Here is a 22,275-nt window from a genome sequence, read left to right as displayed (position 1 = left end):
ACGCTGTTCGTCGAGCCCCGCCTGCCCGGTGACGACAGGGCCTAGCGGGCCCGCTCCACCCTCCGCTCGTCCCACACCGGCTCCGGGGTCTCGCGGACCCGGCCGTCGCTGCCGAAGACCAGGTAGCGGTCGAAGGAGCGGGCGAACCAGCGATCGTGGGTGACGGACAGGACCGTGCCGTCGAACGCCTCCAGGCCCTTCTGGAGTGCTTCCGCGGACTCCAGGTCCAGGTTGTCGGTCGGCTCGTCGAGCAGCAGAGCCGTGGCTCCCTCCAGCTCCAGCAGGAGGATCTGGAAGCGGGCCTGCTGTCCGCCCGACAGTCGCTCGAAATTCTGTTCGGCCTGGGCGGTCAGCTCGTAGCGGCGCAGGCGTGACATGGCCGCGCCCCGGTCCTGGGAGTGCTCCTTCCACAGGATGTCGAGGAGCGTACGGCCCTCCAGTTCGGGGTGTGCGTGGGTCTGGGCGAAGTGCCCGGGCACGACGCGCGCCCCGAGCTTCCACGCCCCCGTGTGCGTCACGTCGTCGCCGGCGAGCAGCCGCAGGAAGTGCGACTTGCCGGAGCCGTTGGAGCCGAGGACGGCGACCCGCTCGCCGTAGAAGACCTCCAGGTCGAAGGGCTTCATCAGGCCGGTGAGCTCAAGTCCCGCGCAGGTGATGGCCCGGACGCCGGTGCGGCCGCCCTTGAGCCGCATCCTGATGTCCTGCTCGCGCGGCGGCTCCGGCGGCGGGCCGGCCTCCTCGAACTTGCGCAGGCGGGTCTGCGCGGCCTGGTAGCGGGAGGCCATCTCATGGCTGACGGACGCGGCCTGGCGCAGGGTCAGTACCAGCTTCTTCAGCTGCGCGTGCTTCTCGTCCCAGCGCTTGCGCAGCTCCTCGAAGCGGGCGAAGCGCTCGCGCCGGGCCTCGTGGTACGTGGCGAAGCCCCCGCCGTGCACCCAGGCGTCCGCGCCGGCCGGTCCCGGCTCGACGCTGACGATCTTCTCGGCGGCGCGGGCGAGCAGCTCCCGGTCGTGGGAGACGAACAGCACGGTCTTGCGGGTCTCCGCGAGCCGCTCCTCCAGCCACCGCTTCCCGGGTACGTCGAGGTAGTTGTCGGGCTCGTCCAGGAGCAGGACCTCGTCGGTGCCGCGCAGCAGCGCCTCCAGGACGAGCCGCTTCTGCTCGCCGCCGGAGAGGGTGCGCACCTGACGCCACTGGGCCTTCTCGTACGGGATGCCGAGCGCGGCCGTGGTGCAGATGTCCCACAGGGTCTCGGCCTCGTAGCCGCGGACCTCGGCCCAGTCGGCGAGGGCCTGCGCGTACCGGAGCTGGGCGGCCTCGTCGTCGACGGTCATCACGGCGTGCTCGGCGGCGTCGACGGCGCGGGCGGCCTCACGGATGCGGGGCGGGGCGACGGAGACGAGGAGGTCGCGTACGGTCGTCTCGTCCCGTACGGACCCCACGAACTGGCGCATGACGCCGAGCCCGCCGCTGGTGGTGACGGTCCCGCCGTGCGGCTTGAGCTCGCCGGAGATGATCCGCAGCAAAGTGGTCTTCCCGGCCCCGTTGGGCCCGACGAGCGCGACGACGGCTCCTTCACCGACCCGGAAGGACACGTCGCCGAGCAACGCCCTCCCGTCGGGGAGGTAGTACTCGAGGTGCGCGGCTTCCAGGTGTCCCATGGGGCGCATTGTGGGTGCACGCGCCGGGGCCGGGCAAACGGGTTTTCGCCCCTCCTCCCCTACGGTCCCGTCGTGGCCGGACAAACGGGTTTTCGCCGCTCCGTCCCTACCGTCCCGTCCCTGGGAGCCGCGCCCCCAGCCCCGCTTCGGCCTCAACGGTCTCGTCCTCGAACACCGGACAGGCCGAAAATCTGAAACCCGTCCCGCGGGGTACCCGTCCACCCATGAGCCCAGACGTCGACCTCACCACGCCTCCGCCCGGCCCGCACCCGCTGCGCGAGCGGCTCCTCGCCGCCGACTGCCGCCTGTTCGAGGCCGTCGCCGCCCGTCGGTGGCCCGGCGGCGATCCCCTCCTGCCCCTCCTCAGTCGTGCCGCCAACCACGGCGTCCTCTGGTTCGCCGCCGCGGCGTCCCTCGCCGCCACCAAGAGCCCCCGCGCCCGGCGGGCGGCCGTCCGCGGCGTCGCCTCACTGGCGCTCGCCTCCGCCACCATCAATACCCTCGGCAAGCGCTCCGTCCGCCGCCCTCGCCCCGTCCTGGACCCGGTCCCGGCCGTCCGCCGGCTCAAGCGCCAGCCCATCACCACGTCGTTCCCGTCGGGCCACTCCGCTTCGGCCGCCGCCTTCGCGGCGGGCGTCGCCCTGGAATCGCGCGGGTGGGGTGCGGCGGTCGCGCCGCTCGCCGCCGCCGTCGCCGTCTCCCGCGTCTACACGGGCGTCCACTTCCCGAGCGACGTCCTGGCGGGCGCGGCCCTGGGCGCGGGCGCCGCCTTCGCCGTACGCGGCCTGGTTCCGACCCGCGACGCGCTGCCGACGCCCGGCCGCCCGCAGCAGGACGCACCGGCGCTGCCCGACGGAACGGGACTCGTCGTCGTCGTGAACAAGGGCGCCGCGACCTCGGACCGCGTACGCGACCTCCAGGACGCCCTGCCCGGTGCCGAGACCGTGGAGTGCGAGCCGTCCGAGGTGCCCGCCGAGTTGCAGAGGGCCGCCGCCCGCGCCCGCGTTCTCGGCGTGTGCGGCGGCGACGGCACGGTGAACGCGGCCGCCGGCGTCGCCCTGCGGAACGACCTCCCGCTCGCCGTGCTGCCGGGCGGCACCCTCAACCACTTCGCGCTCGACCTCGGCGTCGAGGACGCCCAGGACACGGTCGGCGCGCTCCAGCGGGGCGAGGCGGTCCGCGTGGACGTGGGGCGGTTCTCCTCGGGCGCGACCCATGGCTGCTTTCTCAACACCTGCAGTCTTGGCGTGTACCCGGAGCTGGTGCGCGAGCGGGAGCGCTGGTCGCACCGGATCGGCGGCTGGCCGGCCGGTGTCCTGGCCGCCCTGCGCGTCCTGCGCGCCGACCGTCACCCCCTGAGCGTCGAACTGGGTGGCACGACCCGCCCGTTGTGGCTGCTCTTCGCCGGCAACGGCACCTACCACCACATGGGCCTCGCCCCCGGCCGCCGCTACGACCTGGCCGACGGCCGGCTCGACGTCCGGGTCGTGCACGGGGGCCGCCGCCCCGCCGTCCGCCTGCTCGCGGCCGCCGTGGCGGGTCCGCTGACGCGTTCCCCCGCGCACGCGGCGGTCGCCGTACGACGCCTGCGCCTGGACTGCGTGGCACCCGGCACCCCCCTCGCGTACGACGGCGAAGTCACCGACGTCCAGGGCGAAGTGACCCTGGACAAGCTGCCCCAGGCGCTGACCGTCTATCGCCCGCTGTCCACATAGCAAGACGTAGGGTCTCATTATTCGGCATGAGCGCGTACGGTGATGCGTATCGCCCGAGGCGACGCCCTCGGGATCCGTACGACGGGAAGAGGAAGGTCATGTCGAAGGAGACGGCCGTCTACACGCACGGTCACCACGAGTCCGTGCTGCGCTCGCACACCTGGCGCACCGCCGCCAACTCGGCGGCGTACCTCCTCGACTCGCTCAAGCCGCACATGAAGATCCTGGACATCGGCTGCGGCCCCGGCACCATCACCGCGGACCTGGCGGCACTGGTCCCCGACGGTCATGTGACCGGTGTCGACCGGGCGCCGGAGATCCTGGACCGGGCCCGGGCCGCGGCGGCCGCCCGCGGGCTGGTCAACGTCGACTTCGCGGTCGCGGACGTGCACGCGCTGGAGTATCCGGACGACACGTTCTGCGTGGTCCACGCCCACCAGGTGCTTCAGCACGTGGGCGACCCGGTGCAGGCGCTGCGTGAAATGCGCCGGGTCACCAAGCCGGGCGGTTTCATCGCCGTCCGCGACGCGGACTACGCCGCGATGACCTGGTACCCGCCGTCCGAGGGCATGGACGAGTGGCTGGACCTCTACCGGCGGGTCGCCCGGGCCAACGGCGGTGAGCCGGACGCGGGTCGACGCCTGAAGTCATGGGCGCTGCGCGCCGGCCTCAGGGACATCACGGCCACCTCCGGCACCTGGACCTTCTCCGACGCCGAGGAGCGGGCCTGGTGGGGCGGGCTGTGGGCGGACCGCACGCTCGCCTCGGCCTACGCGGACCGCGCCACCGAGGGCGGTCACGCGACCACCGGGCAGTTGCGAGCCGTGGCCGAGGCCTGGCGGGAATGGGGGCGGCAGGAGGACGGCTGGTTCTCCGTGCTGCACGGAGAAATTCTCTGCCGAAAGGATGTCTGATCCGCGCTATTCGGGATACCCGGAATGCAGGAGGTTCATTATGGTTCCGCTTCTGCTAGTGCTTCTGCTGGTCCTGATTCTCTTTGGCGCCGGATTCGCGGTGAAACTGCTGTGGTGGATCGCCCTTGCGGTCCTCGTGGTCTGGCTACTCGGCTTCCTGATGCACGGCACCACGGCGGCCGGGGGACGGGGCCGGTGGTATCGCTGGTGAGTGGCCACCATCGCTGGTGAGTGGTCACGGCACACGGCACCCCGTCAGTCACGCCGTCAGTCACGCTGTCAGTCACGCGGAAGCAACGGTCCGAGCGGCCCGAGGTCCAGGTTGAGGTCCTCGGGCCGCAGACCGTAACGCTCACGCAGTTCGGCCATGCGGTCCTCCAGAAGCATCAGCGTGAGTCCGATGCGTTCCTCCTGCTCCTCCGTGAGTTCGCCCGTGTCGAAGCGACGCACGGCCTGCCGTTCCATCAGCTGGCGGAGGAGTTCGACGACGGTCAGCACCAGCTTGACCAGGTCGCGTTCGACGGTGTCGGGCTCCAGGTCCAGCCGGTTGCGACGCCTGCCGGGTGTCCTGTCGGTCATGATCGTGAGGCCTCCGGCCAGGGCGAGGGGACCTGGGCGTTGACCGAACTGATCAGAGCGTTCAGGTCGATGCGCACGAGGTCGACGTCCGCGATGCGCAAGGTGATGTCACCCTTGATGACGACACCGCCCGCGAGCAGCCGGTCGAGCAGGTCGACCAGCGCGATCTCCCGGCGTTCGACGACGGTCACGCTTCTCCCTCCCTCACTGCGGCATCAGTCCGGTGAACGAGTAGGCCGCCCAGGGACCGGTGAGTTCGACCCGGATTCCCGGGGTGTCGTTTTCGGTGCGGCCCACCAGTTCCACGAATTCCTCGGAATGCTCCCGTGTCACCAAGTAGGCCGCATTGAGCACGTTGCGTCCGGAGGACCCGGAAAGCGCGGCATTCTGCGGAGCGTGCAGTCGGGAGTCCTCGGCGTTCGCCGAGAGCGTGCCATGCAGCCGGCGCGCGAATTCCTCGGCTTTCTGCCACATTTCCTCGTGTGCCATGGTGCGCGTACGACGTTGGCGAAGGTAGTCCCGTCCGGAGGTGGCCTTCGCGGCGGGGCGGTCGCTCTCCGCCGCAACCGTTTCGCTCTCGTCGAGGTAGACCTTGACACCCCATTCGACGCGTCCGTCGAGCCGGTCGAGGGCGCGCCGGAATTCCTCCTCGCGTTCCTCGATCATCACGCGGACGCCGCTGTCGTCCCGGAACACGGTGCCCAGCCGCAGTGGCAGCGCGGTGGTGACTCCGGTGAGGGCGTCGATGACGTTCTGATGGGCGCGCGCCGTGACCGTGAGCCAGTCCAGGTCCTCCAGATGTGCCTTCAGCGGCTCCTCGGCGAAGTCCTCCTCGGGGACCTGGCTGAGAACGGCGATGAGGCCGTGGTGCTCCAGCTGCCGTGCGGGAGCGCCCGCCACCCCGGTCAGCTCGGCCTGGAGAGGCGCGCGGAGCGGGCGGCAGACCGCGTAGACGTACCGCAGCGCGGTCACGGTGACTCCTTCTTCGACACCCTCTTCCCGGTACGAGTGCCCTCGCTCTTCCGGGTACGAGTGCCCTCGTTCTCACGGGTACGAGTGACCTCGAGCTCCTCCACGCCACGGGCGGCCTCCAGCCGCTCCAGACGGGCGCGCAACGCGGTGTTCTCACGGGTGAGTTCGTCGCGTCGGGCACGAGTGGAGAGGGCGGGATCGTCCTCCCACCAGTCGATGCCCATCTCCTTCGCCTTGTCGACGGAGGCGACGATCAGCCGCAGCTTGACGGTGAGGAGCTCGATGTCGAGCAGATTGATCCGGATGTCACCAGCGATCACGATGCCCTTGTCGAGCACCCTTTCAAGGATGTCGGCGAGATTGGCTCCGCTGCTGGGTGCCCCGTAGGGTTCCGGAAACCTGCTGGGACTCGTCATCGTCGGCTCCCGGAGGCCGACGGCTCGGACTCACGCTCCTCGGCCTCTTCCTCCTCGTGCTCGCCCTCGGGTTCTTCCTCGTTCTCGTACTCCTCCTCGGGCTCCTCCTCTTCTTCTTCCTCTTCCCCCTCTTCCTCTTCGCCTTCGGGTTCCTCCCCCTCTTCCTCTTCTTCCTCTTCCTCTTCAGGCTCCTCTTCCTCCGCGGCCCCTTCTTCCTCCTCGCGCTCCTCCTCGGCGATCGCATCCTCGTGGCTCTGGACGACCTCGCCGTCGCGGATCTCGCCACGCCAGCCGTCCTCCGCCTCGCCCTTGAGGGCGATGAAGCGGGCGAAGTTCTTGAGGTCGAGGCGAGCCCTGCGGCCCTGAGCACGCCAGATGTTGCCGGTCTTCTCGAAGAGCCCACTCGGGTAGTACTCCATCACCAGCAGCACGCGCGTGAGATCCTCGCTGAGCGCGTGGAAGGTGATCACACCCTTGGTGGTGCCCTTGGCGCCCTCCGAGGTCCACTGGATGCGGTAGTCGGGCACCTGCTCGACGGTGTGGCCCTTCCAGCTGCGGTTGGACCAGAACACCTTCAGCTGCCAGCTGGAGGTGGTGTCGTCGTCGCGGTGCGCGCTCTTGACGCCCTTGGCGAAGGTGCTGAACTCCTCGTACTGGGTCCACTGGTCGTAGGCCGTACGCACCGGCACGCCGACGTCGACGGACTCGATGATGACCGTGGGCTTTTGGCCTCCTCTGCCCTTGCGCTTGCCCTTGCCCTTGCCGCCGACGAGGTTCTTCAGGCTCTCGCCGACTCTGTCCTTGGCGCTGCCGAGGCCTGCCTCCAGCAGGGAGCGCATCGGGCCCTTGCCCTCGACGAGCTTGCGTCCGCTCTCCAGGGCGAGCTTGGCGAAACCGGGACTCCTGCCCTCGGCGATGTCATTGAGCTTGCCTGTGGTCTCGCCGAGCTTGTGCCCCAGGCCGACGAGCATCCGCTCGGCCTGGACGCCGAGGTAGCCCTGCAACTCCGCCTTGAGGTGTTCGGCTGCCTCGCTCTGGGCGACTTGGGAGAGCCCTCCCCTCAGCCCGTCAGTCGCGGAACCGGCGCTGCCTGCCATCGTCACCGCCTCCCTTCACCCGCCGAACCGCGGGTGTCGCGGCGTTCGCCGCCCTTGTCGGCGGCGGTCTTCCTCGTAGGTGCCTTCGCGGACTTCTTGGCAGCGGTCTTCCTGCCCGTGCCCTGCTTGGCGGGCGCCTTCCTCGCCGATCCCTTCCCGGCGGGGGGCTTCTGCGCGGCCTTCCTGGTGGGGGCCTTCTTCGCCGCCCTCTTGCGCGCCGGGCCCTCCTGGTCCTCGGCGCCCCCGTTCTCCTCTTCCTCTTCCTCTTCGGCTTCCTCTTCCTCCTCGTCGCGGAGGCCGACCCCGGAGAGCTGCTCACGCATCTGCTTGGTGCGGCCGTGCAGCCGGTCGGCGAGACCCTCGATCTGCCGCTCGACCAGTGCGCCGGAGGCGGCCTTGCCGGTGCCGCGCAACTCCTGGCGCAGCTCCTGGCCGATCTCCTTGAGCTGCGGGTTCTTCCCCAGCTGCTCGTTGACCAGCTCGGCGAGCGCCCGCGGGCTGAGCTGCATCCGCTTTCCCGCGGCCAGCGTGCCCACGGCCATGGCGAGCTTCATCTTCTTGGTACGTCCGAGGACGTACCCGGCCCCTACGGCGAGGCCCAGTGCCACTCGGTTCATGATGTCGTCCCGTCGCCGGTTCCCGATGTGTCGCCGGTTCCCGATATACGGCCCATAGCGATATCGAGTCGGTCCAGGAGGGCGTCCTCCTCGCGGTCGAACTCCTCCTCAGTGATCTCGCCCTCCCCGAGGCGGCGTTCGAGGAGGGCAAGTTCGGCCCGGACGGTCGCCGGGTCGTAGTACACTCGCTCGGCCTCGGCCAGTGCCTGTCTGATCGCCCAGAGGCTGCCGCGCACCGGTGCGAGGGGCAGCAGCAGAACCTCGGTGAACAGTCCCATGGGTCACTCCTTGCCGGCGGTCGTCCCGGTCGTCGCTCCGGCGGGCTCGGCAGGGCCGGGCTCGACGAAGCTGTACGGCGGCAGCGGACCGTTCATTCGCACTTCAAGGTGCGGGTGGCTCCTGCGGAGCTCCTCCACGGCGGCCAGGAACTCCTCGGCGGAGTCGCGGTTCACCAGGTAGGAGATGTTGGCCAGCCAGCCGGTGGACTCGGGGCCCCTGCTGATGGCCTCGGCGGCCGGCGCCAGAAGGTCCTGTAGCTCCTCGGCGTCCACCGCCTCGCGGCGCTGCACGGCCGCCGCGACCATCTCGCCGAGCCGCAATTTGTCCTCGTGGCTACCGCCGCCGGCCTGCCGGTTGGCCTCCGCCAGGGAGCGCAGCTCCGGGTTCTCGGCCATCACCAGGTGCAGGACCGACTCCTGGTCGTGGTTGGCCTTGACGTTGTACTCGTCCCTGCCCTCCAGCGCCGTCAGCCGCTCCAGATAGTGCTCGGCGCGCTCGCCGAGCACTTGGATGACGGAGTCGTCGTCCTGGGCCAGGCTGCCGAACCTCATGGGCAGCACACAGCCGCCGGCGCCGGCCTCGCTCAGCACGCTCTGGTGGGCGAGCAGGTCCCTGCGCTTGGGCCGCAGTCCCTCGGGGGCGTCGCTGACGATCGCCACCAATTCGCCTTCCTTCAGGAGCCTGACCGGATTCGGCGGATCTCCGACCCCGCCCATGTCCTTGGGGAGCGAAGGGTTCGTGCCCGCGGCGATGCCGTAGACGTATGTGGTCACGCCTACTCCTCCTCTTCCTTCCTGCGGGCGGACGTGCTCTTGTGCGCCCGCGGCCTTGCCTCGGCATGGCTCTCCTCACGGGCCTGCCTGAAGGCGTCGGAGATCGTCTCCGCGGCGCCGGTCAGGGCGCCCTTCGACTTGCCCCGCGCGCCGGACTCGGTCATGTCGCCGACCAACTCGGGAAGTCCGGCCGGCTTGCGCGGACCCGCCTCCAGATCGAGGCGGTTGCATGCTTCGGCGAAGCGCAGATAGGTGTCGACGCTGGCGACGACGACCCGTACGTCGATCTTCAGGATCTCGATGCCGACGAGCGAGACACGCACGAACGCGTCGATCACGAGCCCTCGGTCGAGAACGAGTTCCAGGACGTCGTACAGGCCACTTGTGCCGCCGCCGCCTCCGCCCTGCTGTGCCGGGACAACGGTCATGCCGACCGGTCCTCCTTAGTCTGTCTGGTGTGTGTGCGGGACGACGGCCTCTGCGACCGCCCTACCGACGGGGATCGGCCCTGCCGCGCTCGTAACGCCGAACGCGCCGGTAGCCGATGACCTCACCGTCATCGGTGAGTTCCACCTCGTAGGTCGCGAGCAGGCTCATGGTGTCGGGCACCCGGGCGAGCTCCACGGCATCGATCTGCAGCGCCCAGCCGTCTTCCGTGCGTTCCAGGGACGACACGGACTCGGGGGCCAGGCCGGTGAGCTCGGTGAACTGGGCGCGTGCATGACGAAGTACCTCCATGGGCCTCGGCTGACGTTCTGCCGCGCCGCCCTCGGACTTCTCTGACTTCTTGCCCGAATCCTGTGGATTCGATGTACGTGGTGTATTCGACATGGCGACCTCGTAAGCCGAGTGCCCAACGTCTCTCGCACAAACATGCCATCTCGATTTGCGTACGCGATCGCGTGTCACGGAGCGGTGCACCTGCGGCCCGGTCATCGGTGCGCTCCCGACCACGCGCAGCGATGCGCCGACTCCACGGCGTCGTCACCGGAGAGCGTCGAGGCGCCGGCGCGCCGGACCCAGGGCGCGTGCTCTGCCCCTCAGACCCGCCCACGGTTCGGTGCGGGCCTGCTCCACGGCGTCGGCGATGGTCCAGCGGCGGGCGTGCACCTCGGGGTCGTCCAGTTGCTCCCAGGACAGGGGGGTGGCGACCGGGGCGCCCGGACGGGCCCGGACGGTGAAGGGGGCGACGGCGGTCTGCGCGTAGGCGTTGCGCTGCACGTCGAGGTAGAGCCGGTCGCCGCGGTCCTTCTTGCGGGCGGCGGTGGTGAGCAGGTCGGGGCGGGCGTCGGCGAGGGTGTCGGCGACGTCCTTGGCGAACTCCCGCGTCTCGTCGAAGCCGTGACGTCCGCTCACCGGCACGACCACGTGCAGCCCCCGCGAGCCGGTGGTCATCAGGCCGGACGGCAGCCTCAGATCCCCGAGGAGGTCTCCCAGCAGTCGGGCCGCTTGGCGTACTTGACCGAAGTCGTCGCCCGCCGGGTCGAGATCGAAGACGATGCGGTCGGGCGATTCGAGGCGTCCGACGCGGGACAGCCAGCGGTGCAGGGTGAGGCAGGCCTGGTCGGCGAGGTGGACGAGGGTGGCGGTGTCGTCGCAGACGGTGTGGCAGACGGTGCCGCCCTCCTTGGGCACCTCGACGCGGTGGATCCAGTCCGGGTAGTGGTCCGGGGTGTTCTTCTGCATGAAGCGGGGCCCGTCGACGCCGTCCGGGTGGCACTCCAGCATCAGCGGGCGGCCACGCAGATGGGGCAGCATGAAACGGGCCACGGAGCGGTAGTAGGCGACGAGGTCGGCCTTCGTGTACTCCTTTCCGCCCCCGTCGCCGGGCAACAGCACCTTGTCCGGGCGGCGGATCTCCACCACCAGGCGGCCGGCCCGCACGGTCCGCGTGCTGGTCATCGAGCTCCCTTCGATCACCGCACGACGGCGTGCTCCACCAGCAGCCGGGCCGCGGCGGCGATCGACGCGGCGTCGATGCCCGCGGCGTGCAACTGCTCGGCGGGGGTCGCCGAGCCCGGCATCGTACGGACGGCGAGGCGCACCAGACGGGGTGCCGGGCGTCCGTCGACGAAGGCGTCGAGGACCGCGTCGCCGAGGCCACCCTCCTCGCGGTGGTCCTCGACGGTGAGCAGGCAGCCGGTGCGCTCGGCGGCCTCGCGCAGGGTGGCGCGGTCGACGGGCTTGACCGAGTAGAGGTCGATGACCCGGATCCGTATGCCCTGTTCGGCGAGGACGTCGGCGGCCTTCAGCGCCTCGTGGACGGTGACGCCGGCGGCGACGACGGTGAGCCGGTCCTCGGAGGAGGCGCGCAGCACCTTGCTGCCGCCGACCGGGAACTCCTCCGTCGGTCCGTAGATCACCGGTGTCTTCCCGCGGGAGGTGCGCAGGTAGCGGATGCCCTCGAGACCGGCCATCGAGGCGACGAGCCGGGCGGTCTGGTTGGCGTCGCACGGGTACAGCACGGTCGAGTCGTACACCGAGCGGAACATCGCGAGATCTTCGAGGCCCATCTGCGAGGGCCCGTCCTGTCCGATGGCGCAGCCCGCATGCGAGCCGACGAGGTTGATGCCGGAGCCGCTGATCGAGGCCATCCGGACGAAATCGTGGGCGCGGGTGAGGAACGCGGCGAACGTGGCGGCATACGGCACCCAGCCGCGCGCCGCCATGCCGACGGCGACCGCGACCATCAGCTGTTCGGCGATGTAGCACTCGAAGTAGCGCTCGGGGTGCTCCTTGTGGAAGTACTCGGCCCGCGTGGAGTCGCCCACCTCACCGTCGATGGCGACGACGTCGCCGCGGGCGTGGCCGAGCGCGGCCAGCGCCTGGCCGAAGGCGTCGCGGGTGGGGACCTCGTCGCCGACGTCGTAGCGCGGCAGGTCCAGGTGACCGCCCCGCACGGCGTGCAGCATGCGGGCGGCCGGCGGCGGCTGGACCTCGACGCGCAGATCCCGTACCCCGCCGAGTTCCGCGATCGCCTCCTCGGCGTCCGGCAGCGGCTTGCCGTGCAGTCCCTCGCGGTCCTGGACCCCGGGGACGCCCTTGCCCTTGAGGGTGCGGGCGAGGATGACGGTGGGTTGTCCGGCGGTGGACTCGGCCTCGCCCAGGGCGCGGTCGATGGCGTCGACGTCGTGCCCGTCGACCTCGACGGTGTGCCAGTCGAAGGCCTTGAAGCGGCGTGCGTAGGCGTCGAGGTCGTGACCGTGGCGGGTGGGTCCGCGCTGGCCCAGCCGGTTGACGTCGACGATCGCGATCAGGTTGTCGAGGTGTTCGTGCCCGGCGTGCTCGGCGGCCTCCCAGATGGAGCCCTCGGCCAGTTCGCTGTCGCCGCACAGCACCCAGACCCGGTAGCCGGTGTGGTCGAGCCGTTTCCCGGCGAGAGCGATGCCGACGCCCACAGGCAGCCCCTGGCCCAGCGAGCCCGTGGCCGTCTCCACCCAGGGCAGCCGGCGGGGCGTGGGGTGCCCTTCGAGGCGGCTGCCGAGCTTGCGGAAGAGGAGCAGCTCGGTCTCGTTGATCGCTCCGGCGGCCTTGTACGCGGCGTAGAGGAGCGGTGAGGCATGCCCCTTGGAGAGGATGAACCGGTCGTTCGCGGGGTGGGCGGGGCGTTCGAAGTCGTAGCGGAGGTGGTGGGCCAGCAGGACGGCCATCAGGTCCGCGGCGGACATCGAGGAGGTGGGGTGCCCGGAGCCGGCCGCGGCGGCGGCGCGGACGCTGTCGACGCGCAACTGCTGTGCGAGATCGTGAAGATGACGGCTGTTCATGAGTCCTTCTCCGTGGCTGACGTGTCGGGGGCTCCTGGGACGCGGGCCAGTTCCGGCGATGCCGACTCCAGCGGCACGGACCAGGAGCGGACCAGCCCCAACTGGACGGCCTGGCGTGGCAGTACGGCGTCCAGGAGCCAGTCGGCGGCGACCCGGACGCGGTTGCCGGGCAGCGCGGCGAGGTGGTACCCGCGGGCGACGGCTGCGGCGAGCGGACCGGCCAGCGGGACGCCGAGCGGGTCGGCGGCGGCCTGCGCGCCGCCGAGGTCCACGACGAAGCCCAGGTCGCGGTGGCGGTAGGAGCGCGGGGTACCGATGCCGAGGGAGGCGGCGACGTTACGGGCGCAGACCTTGCCCTGCCGCCAGGCGTGCTGCGCCGTCATCGACGTGTACTGACCGGGCTTTTCCAGGTCGGGTACGGCGGCCACGTCCCCGCAGGCGAACACCTCCGGGTGGCCGGGTACTTGGAGGTGCGGGTCGACGAGCAGCCGTCCGCGTTCCAGGGGCCGGTCGAGTCCCTCGACGAGCGGATCGGGGCGTACGCCGACACACCACACCAGTGTGCGGGTCCCGACGAACTCCCCGTCGCTCAGCAGGACTCCGTCGTGTGTCGCCTCCTTCACGGAGGTGCCCATCCGCACGTCGACGCCGCGCCGCCGCAGCACGCGGTCGGCGGTGCGGGAGAGACGCTCGTCCATCTCCGGCAGCACGCGCGGCGCGATGTCCAGCAGCATCCAGTGTGGTCGGATGCCCGTGCGCGGCGGCTGTTTGCGTACCAGCGCGTCGGTGAACAGCTTGCCCTGCGCGGCGACTTCGGTTCCGGTGTAGCCGGCGCCGACCACCACGAAGGTGCATCGGGCGGAGCAGCTCTCGGGATCGTCGGCCGCGGCGGCCAGCTCCATCTGGCGGGTGACGTGGTCGCGCAGGTACAGCGCCTCGGGCATGCCCCGGAATCCGTGCGCGTGCTCGGGGACGCCGGGGATCGGCAGCAGCTTGTTGACGCTGCCGACGGCGAGCACGAGCCGGTCGTAGCCGAGCGTGCCGCCCCGGCCCTCGGGGTCGGTGTAGTGCACGGTGCGCGCGTCGAGGTCGACGCCGTCGGCCTCGCCGAGCACCAGGCGCACCCGCCGCAGGGTTCCCGGAAGCGAGACGGCGACGCGGCGCGGCTCCAGGATGCCGGTGGCGACCTGGGGCAGCAAAGGCAGATACAGGAAGTAGTCGGTCGGGTTGAGGAGCGTGATGTCGGCCCGGTGCCGGGTCAGCCTGGCCAGGGTGCGGGCCGTCCGGTACCCGGCGAATCCGGCACCGACGATCAGGATGCGGGGTCGACTCACTCTTCGCCTCCGGCGTGGTCGCGTACCGAGTCTGTCCGGCGGGCGCACGAATGCCACCCGTCCGGGACCTTCCGCGTCCCCCTGGCCGGGGCGCCCAAACGCCGTCGCGCCGGGCGTTTCGCGCCGCGGTCGCACGGATACCCGGCCGGGGACCGACGCGGTACGCCCCGTCCCGGAGGTTCCCCCATGACCGAGTACGGCTACTTCCTGTCGTGCGAGGAGTTCGCACCGGCGGATCTGATCGAGCAGGCGAGGATGGCCGAGCAGGCCGGATTCCAGCTGCTGTGGATCTCGGACCACTATCACCCGTGGAACGACGCACAGGGCCAGAGCCCGTTCGTGTGGTCGGTGCTCGGTGCGCTCTCGGAGGCGGTGTCGTTGCCGGTCGAGACCGCGGTCACCTGCCCGACCGTGCGGATCCATCCGGCGGTGGTGGCGCAGGCCGCCGCGACGAGCGCGGTGATGACCGGCGGCCGCTTCCGGCTGGGTGTCGGCACGGGCGAGGCGCTGAACGAGCACATCCTCGGGGACGCCTGGCCGCCCACGAACGTGCGCCTGGAAATGCTGGAGGAGGCGATCCTGGTCATGCGCCGGCTGTTCTCGGGCGAGGAGGTGAGCCACTACGGCACCCACTACAAGGTCGAGAACGCCCGTCTGTACACGGTCCCCGACCAGCCCGTCGCGATCGACATCTCCGGCTTCGGCCCCGCGGCGACGTCGCTCGCGGCCCGCGTGGGCGACGGGTACATCACGATGACGCCGGACGAGTCGATGGTCTCGCAGTTCCGCAAGGGCGGGGGCGGCGCCAAGCCGGTCAGCGGCGGTACGAAGGTCTGCTACGGGACCGACCGCGACGAAGCCGTCCGTGCGGTCCGCAGGCTCTGGTCCAACCAACTGCTGCCCGGCGAAATGGGTCAGGTGCTGCCCTCCCCGAAGCACTTCGAGCAGCTTGAGCCGCTGATCACCGAGGACATGGTGCGAGAGAACACCGTGTGCGGCGACGACGTGGACGAGCACGTGGCCGCGCTGACCGCGTTCGTGGACGCGGGCTTCGACTGCGTCTATGTCAATCAGATCGGCCCCGACCAGCGGGGCTTCTTCGACTTCTACCGTACGAAGGTGCTGCCGCGGCTGAAGCGGTAAGCAAGATCCGCAAGCAAGATCCAGCGACTGCCGCGACTGCTGCCCGCCGCGCCACCGCGACGGCGCTCAGCCACCGCGACGACGCTCAGCCGTCGGCACTCAGCCACGGCGTCGGAGCCCGCTCACCGCGGCGCCCCCACCGACCAGACCGACCAGCAGGCCCGCGCCTATCCTCCCCCGGTTGCGGGACAGCCACTCCTCGGAGCTGCCCGGCAGGGACTCCGCGTCGAAGCGGCCGTGTGCCCCGTAGTCGTGACCATGCGGGCCGTCCGCGGGGCTCCACAGATTCCCCGCGGCGGCGTGCTCCCCGGACTCCTGCTGCGCGTCGAACGCCGTACGGGCGAGGTACCGGTCCAGCAGGCCCGGAGCCACGGCGTTGGCGATCAGCGTGGCCGCCGTCGACGCCCCCACCCAGTACTCCCGGCGCCGCGGGTGCCCGGCCGCGTGCACGATCGCGCGGGCCGCCACCTCCGGCTGGTAGACCGGCGCCACCGGCCGCGCCCGCCCCGGCAGCCGGCTGAGCACCCAGTCGAACTGCGGGGTGTTGACCGCCGGCAGCTGCACCATCGTCGTCCGCACCCGCGTTCCCTCGTGCAGCAGCTCGCACCTGAGCGACTCGTTGAAGCCCTGGACGGCGTGCTTGGCCCCGCAGTACGCCGACTGCAGCGGTATACCCCGGTAGGCGAGGGCGGAGCCGACCTGGACGATCGTCCCGTGGTCCGCGGGCAGCATGTGCCGCAGGGCGGCCCGCGTGCCGAACACACAGCCGAGGTACGTCACTTCGGTGACCCGGCGGAACTCGTCCGGAGTGATGTCCGTGAACGACGCGAAGACCCCTGCGAACGCGTTGTTGACCCAGACGTCGATGCGCCCGAAGGCGTCGGCGACCTGCTGGGCCGCGTCCTCGACGGCGTTCGCGTCCGCCACGTCGACAGGGACGACGAGCGCCTCACCCCCGGCGATGCGCACCTCGTCCGCCGCCGCGGCGAGGCCCTCGCGGCCCCGGGCGAGCAGGGCGACCCGGTCGCCGCGGGCGGCGAAGGCCAGGGCCGTGGCCCGGCCCACGCCGCCGCTGGCCCCGGTCACCACGACGGCCCTGCGGCGCCGTGCCAGGGCTCCCGACAAGGCCCTGGTCATCGCTCACCGGGCCCGGTGGTGCGGAGCCTCGGGATCGGGTGCGGGTCCCCCGTATCCCGGCGCACCTGGCCCGGGAGCCCCGGGCACGGTGGGCGGCGTCGGCGGATACGGCGGCCCGAGCCCGCTCGGCGGCGCCCCGGGCGCCGTACCGCCCATCACACGGCCCCCGGCGCCCGGCATCGCGCCCGCGTGCGCATGCGCGTGTGCGTGTGCGTGTGCGCCGGAGCGTGCCGCGCCGCGCAGCAGATAGGCGGCCACGCCCAGCACCGCCGCCATGATCAGTGCGGCGGCCCAGCCGGGCAGGCCGAGCGCCAGCGCCAGGCCGAGGGCGAGCGCCAGCGCGGCGCCCGCGTAGAGGCCGACGGCACCGGACGCGGCGTACAGCGCGGCGGTGCGGCGCTGCTTGCGCGTCTGCTCGCGCAGCTCGTCGCGCACGGCCTCACGAGCCACCTGCGCCAGCTCGTCGACCAGGTGCTTGTCCAGGTGTTCCAGATGATCCATGCGGTCCATGCCCGCCGGGTACCCGGGCCCCGGCGGGCGTAACGCCGCGTGCGCGCCCGGGATCCGTCCGAAACGATCTCCTCCTCGGGCGGCCCCAACTAGGCTCCTCCATATGGAGATTCTGGGAGCGTCTCTGATCAGCTAAGCGACCTGTGCAAGACAAGACGTAGTGTCTGGCACGGGTTGTGTCCACCTGGGTGGGGTTGCGTGGGCGTGCAGGTGGAAACCCGCGCCCAGTGCCGCCCCTCTCGGCCGGTGTCGGCGGGTGGTGGGTGTGCTGATCGTCGTCACGCCCTGGTGCCGGTGGGCTGCGCGGGGCAGCCTCATCATCCGGCCCGGTGGTGCGTGTCCCTCCGGACGCTGGCCCGCCGGACCCGAGGGGCCGGTGGGGGAGGGTGCCCTGCGTCGCCTGGGCGCGGGGCGTGTGGTGCTGCGCCGGGTGGGTCCGGTCTTGGACCGGTCCCGGCGGGTCTGTGTGGTGGCCGGTGCGACCATGGCGGTGGCTTCAAGCTTGTCGACCACGCTGCGGATGGTCATCACACCGGTGGCGCGGTCGCGGGCGGTCCTGGTCTGGTGGGTCAGGCCGCGTGCGGCGATGCGCTGCCATGCCCCGGTGTCGCGGTCGCCGCCCCGCCAGCCGCAGTCCGGGTTCGGGCAGATGGCCCATTTCCAGCCGGGTGTGGTGGGCCGGTCGGGGGCCTTGCGGTGGCGCAGCGGGACGAGACAGCGGGGGCAGTGCCGGGAGGTGCCCCGGGCCGGGACGGTGACCACGGCGATGCCCGCTTCGGCGGCCAGGTGCCGCATCCGTTCCACGATCTGTCCGCGCACCTGCTGGGACAGGCGGCTGTTCAGGGTGCGGCCCATGCCCCGGGCCTCCAGCGAGCGGAGGTCCTCGACGTAGATCACGCTCGCACGGGCGGTGATGGCCTGGTCGACCGTCCAACGGGCGGCGGACCAGGCGAGCGCGTCGTTGAGGTTCGAGCGCCGATCCGACACGTGCCGGATCTCCTCGGCCAGGACAGCGTGCCTGCTGGTCAGGCGATGGCTGTCGGTGTTGCCGATGAGCCGGTGGTAGTGGTCGGCCTTGGCGTGCAGGTACTCGCACGCGCGGCGCAGCCGGTGCTGTTTGGCCAGCACACCAGCAGCACGGAACTGAGCACCGGCCCCGAGCGCGGTGATCGTCCCGTTGCCGTGCAGCCGGATGGCGCCCGCGCTGAGCAGCGTGTTCAGTCCCCAGTCCACGCCGAGCGCCACGGTGTGCCCGGCGCGCCGGGCCGCGAGCACGGGGTGCGTGTAGGCGAGATCGGCCCGCACCCTGCCCTGGTGGACGCAGAGGGTGGGCAGGTGCAGCACCGCGCCGGGCGGGACGGTCGGGGGCAGTGTGATGGGGCAGGCCACCCACGTCCAGTCCCGGTAGGAGCGCGGGTCGGGGCGAGTGGGCAATTGCAGCCGCAGCAGCGCCCGGCCCGGATCGTCACAGCGGGCGATGGTGGCCTGCTGGCCGTCACAGGCCGACAGCAGCATCATCCGCGCGACGTTGGGTGCTCTCTCCAGTTCGAACACGTCGGCCGGCAACCGGCCGTTGGTGCGTTGGAAGGCGGCGACCTGCCGGGTGCGCGACCTGATCACGCTGGACGGAAGGTGCCGCCCGTCGGGGATGACCTCGCGGACGGCGTCCCATTCCTGCGGGGTGCGCTTGGCGGGATCGGTGGGCCAGGTCGCCAGGATTCCGGCGGTCAGATCGGCCCGCCACTTCGCCGACCGCAGGGTGCGCCCGGCCTGTTCCTGGGCCATGCGCACGATCCGGTCATTGACCCGGATGCCCTCCGGCGGCGCGGCACTCCAGCCCAGACGCCGCAGTGCCATCCACGCGTTCGACGGCAACGCCCGGCCCTTTGTATCCTCGCCGGAGGCGAGTGCGTCCACGTCGGCGGCATTCCAGTGCGCGGCGAGCAGCGAGGCGGCCATGCCGGACACCAGAGCGGCCGCCCAGTCCACCCGCTCCGCCAGAACAGCGGCCGACAGTACCTCGCCCGTCTGCTCCACCACACCCGCCCGCAGCAGGCCACGGGCACAGGCGGTGCGGGCCGTCTCACCCTCGCCGAGCGGCAGCTTCCGGCTCACCGGTTCCCCCCTTTCCCGTCCGTGGTGCTGTCATCCGATCAACGACACGCCCTGAGAAAGGTCACGCATTCGGTCCTCGCACTCTCATACGGCACCGATACCGGTACCGGACACACGGAATGACACCGATGAATGACGCATCACTACGGATCCCAGAGGAAACACATGAGCCTGTACGGTGTCGCAGGCCGGGCGGAGCTCGACGGCCGGGAACGGCCGCGTCGGCCTCACCCCGGCCGACCGTCGTCCCCGGGCCGCATCCGGAAGTCGTACCGCGCCGGCAGCGGGTCGTCCGTGAGCCGGGACCACAGCTCGCCGATCGACTCCGCGCCCTCCCTCAGGTCCGCGACCTCGAAGCCCGCGTCGAAGACGGCCCGCGCCGCCTCCCGGTCCCCCTCGGCGAGCAGGAGCCGGGCCTCGGTCAGCCGGAAGCGGCCGCGTCGGCGCGTCGCGGGGTGCAGAAGACTCCACACGGCGCGCGCGTCCCCGGCACGGCCCACCACCAGCAGCGCCTCGATGGCCTCGCGGCCCAGCGCCGCCGTGACGGCCGTCCAGGTCTCCCCGTCGTCGCGCCGCTCGTGGCACAGGTCGTCGAAGGCCTCGGCATACCGGTCGGCGGCGCGCTCGCGATGGCCGGCCTCCTGGTCGGCCACCGCGAGGCAACGCAGCAACGGCCACAGGGACGGCGCGAGTTGCAGGGCACGCTCCCAACTGCGCACCGCCTGCGCCCGGTCGCCGGCGTGCCACTGGGCCACGCCGAGGTGATATTCCGTCAGCGGGCGTGCGGGCGCGGTCTCCAGCATGTCCCGCCAGTGCGGAGCCACGAGCGTCTCCCCCGGTGGCCCGGCCTTCCGCGGCTCGGGGAAGGAACCGGACCGCAGCAGCTCCCGCCACGGCGCCTGCGCGTCGCCGAGCGTGGACTCCGCGAACGGCGTGCCCGGCAGCTTGTCCCCGGTGCGCAGCACTTCCAGCGCGCCCCAGCCGGAGCCCACGGAGAGCACCTCACCGGGTTCGGTGTCGGCGTGCGGCAGCCACGCCTCGTACGCGGCGTCCACGTCGGCGCGCGGCAGGGCGGCTGCGAGCCGCGCCTCGGCCCCTCGTACGACGGTGCCCCACTCCCCCTCGCGGTCCGCGCTCAACGGGCCGTACGCCTCCAGCCACGACACCTCGCTGCCGGCGTCGAGCCGTACGTGTTCCAGCTGGGTGCGGGCGAGTCCGGCCTGGATCTCGCAGTAGCCGCCGGTGCCCGGTTCGGTGAGCCACTCCTGCCAGCGGCGTCCGCCGGCCCCGGTACCCCAGACGAACAGCTTCCGCCCGCGCAGCACGTCCGTCGACGTCTGCACCAGCCCGTGGCCGTCCTCGCCGAGCGCGGCGATCCAGCGGCGCCGTCCGTCGGGCACCTCGTAGAAGTAGTCGGCGGGGTGGGTGCTGTTCCGGGGGTACGTGCGGTCCACGTCGTCGTACACCGGTACCGGCACCCTCCGCAGCCGACGCTCGTAGCCGAAGTGCCATGCCTCCTCGGCCGGGGCGAGCACCCGGCACTGCTCCGGCACCGCGATGTTGGACCACCAGTACACCGGCGCGGGCTTCTCGTGCGGATTGCGGACACGGACGCCGACGTACAGGAAGTCGGAGCCCTCCGGCAGCCACAGGTCGACCTGGAAGGGCAGGTCGCGCAGGCGCTCCCACTCCCACAGGCGCAGCATCTCCCCGCCGTCGGGTGCGGTGACGCGGGCCGCGTGCAGGGGCGAGCAGGAGAGGGTGGTGTGGCCCGTGGCGCCGATGTTCCACTCGATGCCGCCGGAGAACCAGGCGCCGTTGAGCGCGAAGCAGGCGGGCTGGAACACCGGGTTGCGGTAGAGGAGTTCGCGGCCGGTCGGCTTGTGGAACAGCGACGCGATCCGTCCGCCGAGGCCGGGCAGGACGGTGGCGCGCAGCCGGTCGTTCTCGATCACCAGGGTGTCGATGTGCCGGGGTCGACGCGTTCTGCCGTAGCCGTCCCGGACGCGCACGGGCAGCAGGCTGCGCAGCGGTGCGTGGCCGACCTGCCGGGCCATGTCGCGCGGCAGGTCCTCCTTGTCCCGGTCGTCGATGCGGTGCACCTCGTCGAGGGGCCGTAGCGGGGGCAGCGGGTTGTCCGGCCCGAGCGCCGCGGCGGGCAGCGTCATTGCGTCCCGTCGGATGGTCGTCACGATCACCATGGAACCCGGCGTTCGACGAGTCGACCAGGGGTTGTGCCGGTCAGGATTACGCAAAGGCGGACACGACGACGTCCGCGAGGAGCTTCCCGGCCGTGCCCTCCGGGTCCGGATCGGGGTCGTAGATGGTGCCGTTGAGGCCGACGCAGTGCGGGGAGGCCAGCAACGGCCCCAGCAGCGCGACGAGTTCGTCGGGCAGGAGTCCGTCGGGGTCGGGGCTGTCGACGGCGGGCATCATGGACGGATCGAGGACGTCGGCGTCCAGGTGCACCCAGAACCCCTGGAGTTGCGGTGTGGAGACCTTGTCAGACCACCCTTACGGGCGGCAGGGGTCGCTGAGGCAAGAATGCCCTTCACCTCCATCCTGAAGGATGGAGCACTGGACAAGTGTTCGATAGCAGCCGGGGCCCGCTCCCGGGGGCAGGCGGCCGAAGGCCGAGGTTGGAGGGGGCGTCCAGGACGACGACGGTGCGCATGAGGATCATCCTCGGCCGCGCGCCGCCCCCTGGGGAGAGACCATTTCGGCCGTGATCGCCCAGCGTTCGTGGTCCCGCCAGGCCCCGTCGATGTAGATCATGTCCGGGGAGAATCCCTCCAGGCGGAAGCCGCAGCGCCGGGCGAGGGCGATCGAGGCGACGTTGCCGGGCTGCGCGTTGATCTCCAGCCGGTGCAGTCCCATCGGCCCGAAGGCGTACCGCACCACGAGGTCGAGGGCCTCGGACATCAGCCCCCGCCCGGCGGCGTGCGCGAAGACGCCGTAGCCGAGGGCGCCGCACAGGAAGCCGCCCTTGACGATGTTGTTGATGTTGATGAACCCGGCGATGGCCCCGCTGTCCTTCTCGCACACCAGGAATCCCGCCCTCGTCGGGTCCTCGTTGAGCCGCCCCGCGTAGGCGGCGTACGCCTGCGCGGTGTCCGGCGGGAACAACCACGGATGGTGCAGGTCCTTGCTCTCCCGCGCCCGGGCGGTGAACTCGGCACCGTCGTCGCGCGTGAAGTGGCGTATGCCCACGCGGGGGCCTTCGGCGAGGTATGCGGCGGTCTCAGGCAC

At 71.4% G+C, this 22,275-nt stretch carries 23 protein-coding genes and 1 pseudogene; 4 read left to right on the top strand and 20 right to left on the bottom strand.

Annotated features, from left to right (window positions below; translation table 11 throughout):
- Nucleotides 1-41: 41 nt before the first annotated feature.
- The gene (locus Q2K21_RS12885; protein WP_310770113.1) at nucleotides 42-1,661 is read right to left on the bottom strand and encodes an ABC-F family ATP-binding cassette domain-containing protein; all 1,620 of its coding nucleotides are present in this window, start codon (nucleotides 1,659-1,661) and stop codon (nucleotides 42-44) included.
- A gap of 224 nt (nucleotides 1,662-1,885) precedes the next feature.
- Here Q2K21_RS12885 and Q2K21_RS12880 point away from each other — a divergent pair, with 224 nt between their 5' ends.
- The 3 genes from Q2K21_RS12880 to Q2K21_RS12870 all read left to right on the top strand — a co-directional run bounded on the left by Q2K21_RS12880 (nucleotide 1,886) and on the right by Q2K21_RS12870 (nucleotide 4,501).
- Nucleotides 1,886-3,376, top strand: a complete 1,491-nt coding sequence (locus Q2K21_RS12880; RefSeq protein ID WP_310770111.1) for a bifunctional phosphatase PAP2/diacylglycerol kinase family protein — start codon at nucleotides 1,886-1,888, stop codon at nucleotides 3,374-3,376.
- Nucleotides 3,377-3,474: 98 nt separating this feature from the next.
- The gene (locus tag Q2K21_RS12875) at nucleotides 3,475-4,290 is read left to right on the top strand and encodes a class I SAM-dependent methyltransferase (protein ID WP_310770109.1); all 816 of its coding nucleotides are present in this window, start codon (nucleotides 3,475-3,477) and stop codon (nucleotides 4,288-4,290) included.
- A gap of 40 nt (nucleotides 4,291-4,330) precedes the next feature.
- Nucleotides 4,331-4,501, top strand: a complete 171-nt coding sequence (locus Q2K21_RS12870) for a hydrophobic protein (protein WP_310770107.1) — start codon at nucleotides 4,331-4,333, stop codon at nucleotides 4,499-4,501.
- 68 nt (nucleotides 4,502-4,569) lie between these two features.
- Here Q2K21_RS12870 and Q2K21_RS12865 read toward each other — a convergent pair whose 3' ends face one another.
- The 13 genes from Q2K21_RS12865 to Q2K21_RS12805 all read right to left on the bottom strand — a co-directional run bounded on the left by Q2K21_RS12865 (nucleotide 4,570) and on the right by Q2K21_RS12805 (nucleotide 14,121).
- Complete coding sequence (locus Q2K21_RS12865; RefSeq protein WP_310770105.1) at nucleotides 4,570-4,869, bottom strand: gas vesicle protein K; 300 nt, start codon at nucleotides 4,867-4,869, stop codon at nucleotides 4,570-4,572.
- Complete coding sequence (locus Q2K21_RS12860; RefSeq protein ID WP_310770103.1) at nucleotides 4,866-5,060, bottom strand: gas vesicle protein; 195 nt, start codon at nucleotides 5,058-5,060, stop codon at nucleotides 4,866-4,868. The genes Q2K21_RS12865 and Q2K21_RS12860 overlap by 4 nt, the downstream gene beginning before the upstream one ends.
- 13 nt (nucleotides 5,061-5,073) lie before the next feature.
- The gene (locus tag Q2K21_RS12855) at nucleotides 5,074-5,841 is read right to left on the bottom strand and encodes a GvpL/GvpF family gas vesicle protein (protein WP_310770101.1); all 768 of its coding nucleotides are present in this window, start codon (nucleotides 5,839-5,841) and stop codon (nucleotides 5,074-5,076) included.
- Nucleotides 5,838-6,257, bottom strand: coding sequence for a gas vesicle protein (locus Q2K21_RS12850; RefSeq protein WP_310770099.1), 420 nt, complete (start codon nucleotides 6,255-6,257; stop codon nucleotides 5,838-5,840). Before Q2K21_RS12850 ends, Q2K21_RS12855 begins: the two co-directional genes overlap by 4 nt.
- The gene (locus tag Q2K21_RS12845; RefSeq protein WP_310770097.1) at nucleotides 6,254-7,354 is read right to left on the bottom strand and encodes an SRPBCC family protein; all 1,101 of its coding nucleotides are present in this window, start codon (nucleotides 7,352-7,354) and stop codon (nucleotides 6,254-6,256) included. The genes Q2K21_RS12850 and Q2K21_RS12845 overlap by 4 nt, the downstream gene beginning before the upstream one ends.
- A gap of 2 nt (nucleotides 7,355-7,356) precedes the next feature.
- Entirely contained in the window at nucleotides 7,357-7,971 is a 615-nt protein-coding gene (locus tag Q2K21_RS12840; protein ID WP_310770095.1) for a DNA primase, read from the bottom strand.
- Nucleotides 7,968-8,249: a gas vesicle protein GvpG gene (locus tag Q2K21_RS12835; RefSeq protein ID WP_310770093.1), complete on the bottom strand. Its 282-nt coding sequence runs from the start codon at nucleotides 8,247-8,249 to the stop codon at nucleotides 7,968-7,970. Before Q2K21_RS12835 ends, Q2K21_RS12840 begins: the two co-directional genes overlap by 4 nt.
- A gap of 3 nt (nucleotides 8,250-8,252) precedes the next feature.
- Nucleotides 8,253-9,023 (bottom strand): GvpL/GvpF family gas vesicle protein, encoded by a 771-nt coding sequence (locus Q2K21_RS12830; RefSeq protein WP_310770091.1) that lies wholly within the window; start codon nucleotides 9,021-9,023, stop codon nucleotides 8,253-8,255.
- Nucleotides 9,024-9,025: 2 nt separating this feature from the next.
- Nucleotides 9,026-9,451, bottom strand: coding sequence for a gas vesicle structural protein GvpA (locus Q2K21_RS12825; RefSeq protein ID WP_310770088.1), 426 nt, complete (start codon nucleotides 9,449-9,451; stop codon nucleotides 9,026-9,028).
- Between the two features lie 61 nt (nucleotides 9,452-9,512).
- Nucleotides 9,513-9,854, bottom strand: coding sequence for a gas vesicle protein GvpO (locus Q2K21_RS12820; RefSeq protein WP_310770086.1), 342 nt, complete (start codon nucleotides 9,852-9,854; stop codon nucleotides 9,513-9,515).
- 153 nt (nucleotides 9,855-10,007) lie between these two features.
- Nucleotides 10,008-10,925, bottom strand: coding sequence for a non-homologous end-joining DNA ligase (gene ligD, locus Q2K21_RS12815; protein ID WP_310770084.1), 918 nt, complete (start codon nucleotides 10,923-10,925; stop codon nucleotides 10,008-10,010).
- A 14-nt stretch (nucleotides 10,926-10,939) separates the two neighbouring features.
- On the bottom strand, nucleotides 10,940-12,787 hold the full coding sequence (locus Q2K21_RS12810) for a transketolase (protein ID WP_310770082.1): 1,848 nt from the start codon (nucleotides 12,785-12,787) through the stop codon (nucleotides 10,940-10,942).
- Nucleotides 12,784-14,121, bottom strand: coding sequence for an NAD(P)/FAD-dependent oxidoreductase (locus Q2K21_RS12805; protein ID WP_310770080.1), 1,338 nt, complete (start codon nucleotides 14,119-14,121; stop codon nucleotides 12,784-12,786). Before Q2K21_RS12805 ends, Q2K21_RS12810 begins: the two co-directional genes overlap by 4 nt.
- Before the next feature lie 186 nt (nucleotides 14,122-14,307).
- Between Q2K21_RS12805 and Q2K21_RS12800 the strand changes: the two genes are divergently transcribed.
- Nucleotides 14,308-15,264 carry an LLM class F420-dependent oxidoreductase gene (locus Q2K21_RS12800; protein ID WP_310770078.1) on the top strand — a complete coding sequence of 319 codons (957 nt, stop codon included), beginning with the start codon at nucleotides 14,308-14,310 and terminating at the stop codon, nucleotides 15,262-15,264.
- A 99-nt stretch (nucleotides 15,265-15,363) separates the two neighbouring features.
- Here the strand turns inward: Q2K21_RS12800 and Q2K21_RS12795 are convergent, their stop codons facing one another.
- The 6 genes and pseudogenes from Q2K21_RS12795 to Q2K21_RS12770 all read right to left on the bottom strand — a co-directional run bounded on the left by Q2K21_RS12795 (nucleotide 15,364) and on the right by Q2K21_RS12770 (nucleotide 22,275).
- On the bottom strand, nucleotides 15,364-16,401 hold the full coding sequence (locus tag Q2K21_RS12795; protein WP_310770076.1) for an SDR family oxidoreductase: 1,038 nt from the start codon (nucleotides 16,399-16,401) through the stop codon (nucleotides 15,364-15,366).
- A 3-nt stretch (nucleotides 16,402-16,404) separates the two neighbouring features.
- On the bottom strand, nucleotides 16,405-16,911 hold the full coding sequence (locus Q2K21_RS12790; RefSeq protein ID WP_310770074.1) for a phage holin family protein: 507 nt from the start codon (nucleotides 16,909-16,911) through the stop codon (nucleotides 16,405-16,407).
- A gap of 132 nt (nucleotides 16,912-17,043) precedes the next feature.
- Entirely contained in the window at nucleotides 17,044-19,026 is a 1,983-nt protein-coding gene (locus Q2K21_RS12785) for a zinc ribbon domain-containing protein (protein WP_310770072.1), read from the bottom strand.
- 227 nt (nucleotides 19,027-19,253) lie between these two features.
- Nucleotides 19,254-21,227: a DUF5107 domain-containing protein gene (locus Q2K21_RS12780; RefSeq protein WP_310770070.1), complete on the bottom strand. Its 1,974-nt coding sequence runs from the start codon at nucleotides 21,225-21,227 to the stop codon at nucleotides 19,254-19,256.
- A 46-nt stretch (nucleotides 21,228-21,273) separates the two neighbouring features.
- Nucleotides 21,274-21,519: pseudogene (locus tag Q2K21_RS12775) on the bottom strand (arginase family protein); the annotation flags it as partial.
- Nucleotides 21,520-21,705: 186 nt separating this feature from the next.
- Entirely contained in the window at nucleotides 21,706-22,275 is a 570-nt protein-coding gene (locus Q2K21_RS12770) for a GNAT family N-acetyltransferase (RefSeq protein WP_310770068.1), read from the bottom strand.

It is taken from the genome of Streptomyces sp. CGMCC 4.7035 (assembly GCF_031583065.1).
GTDB classification, from domain to species: Bacteria; Actinomycetota; Actinomycetes; order Streptomycetales; family Streptomycetaceae; genus Streptomyces; species Streptomyces yaanensis.
The sequence above is the reverse complement of the archived record's forward strand: the minus strand, read 5'-3'. Positions and strand labels throughout refer to the sequence as shown.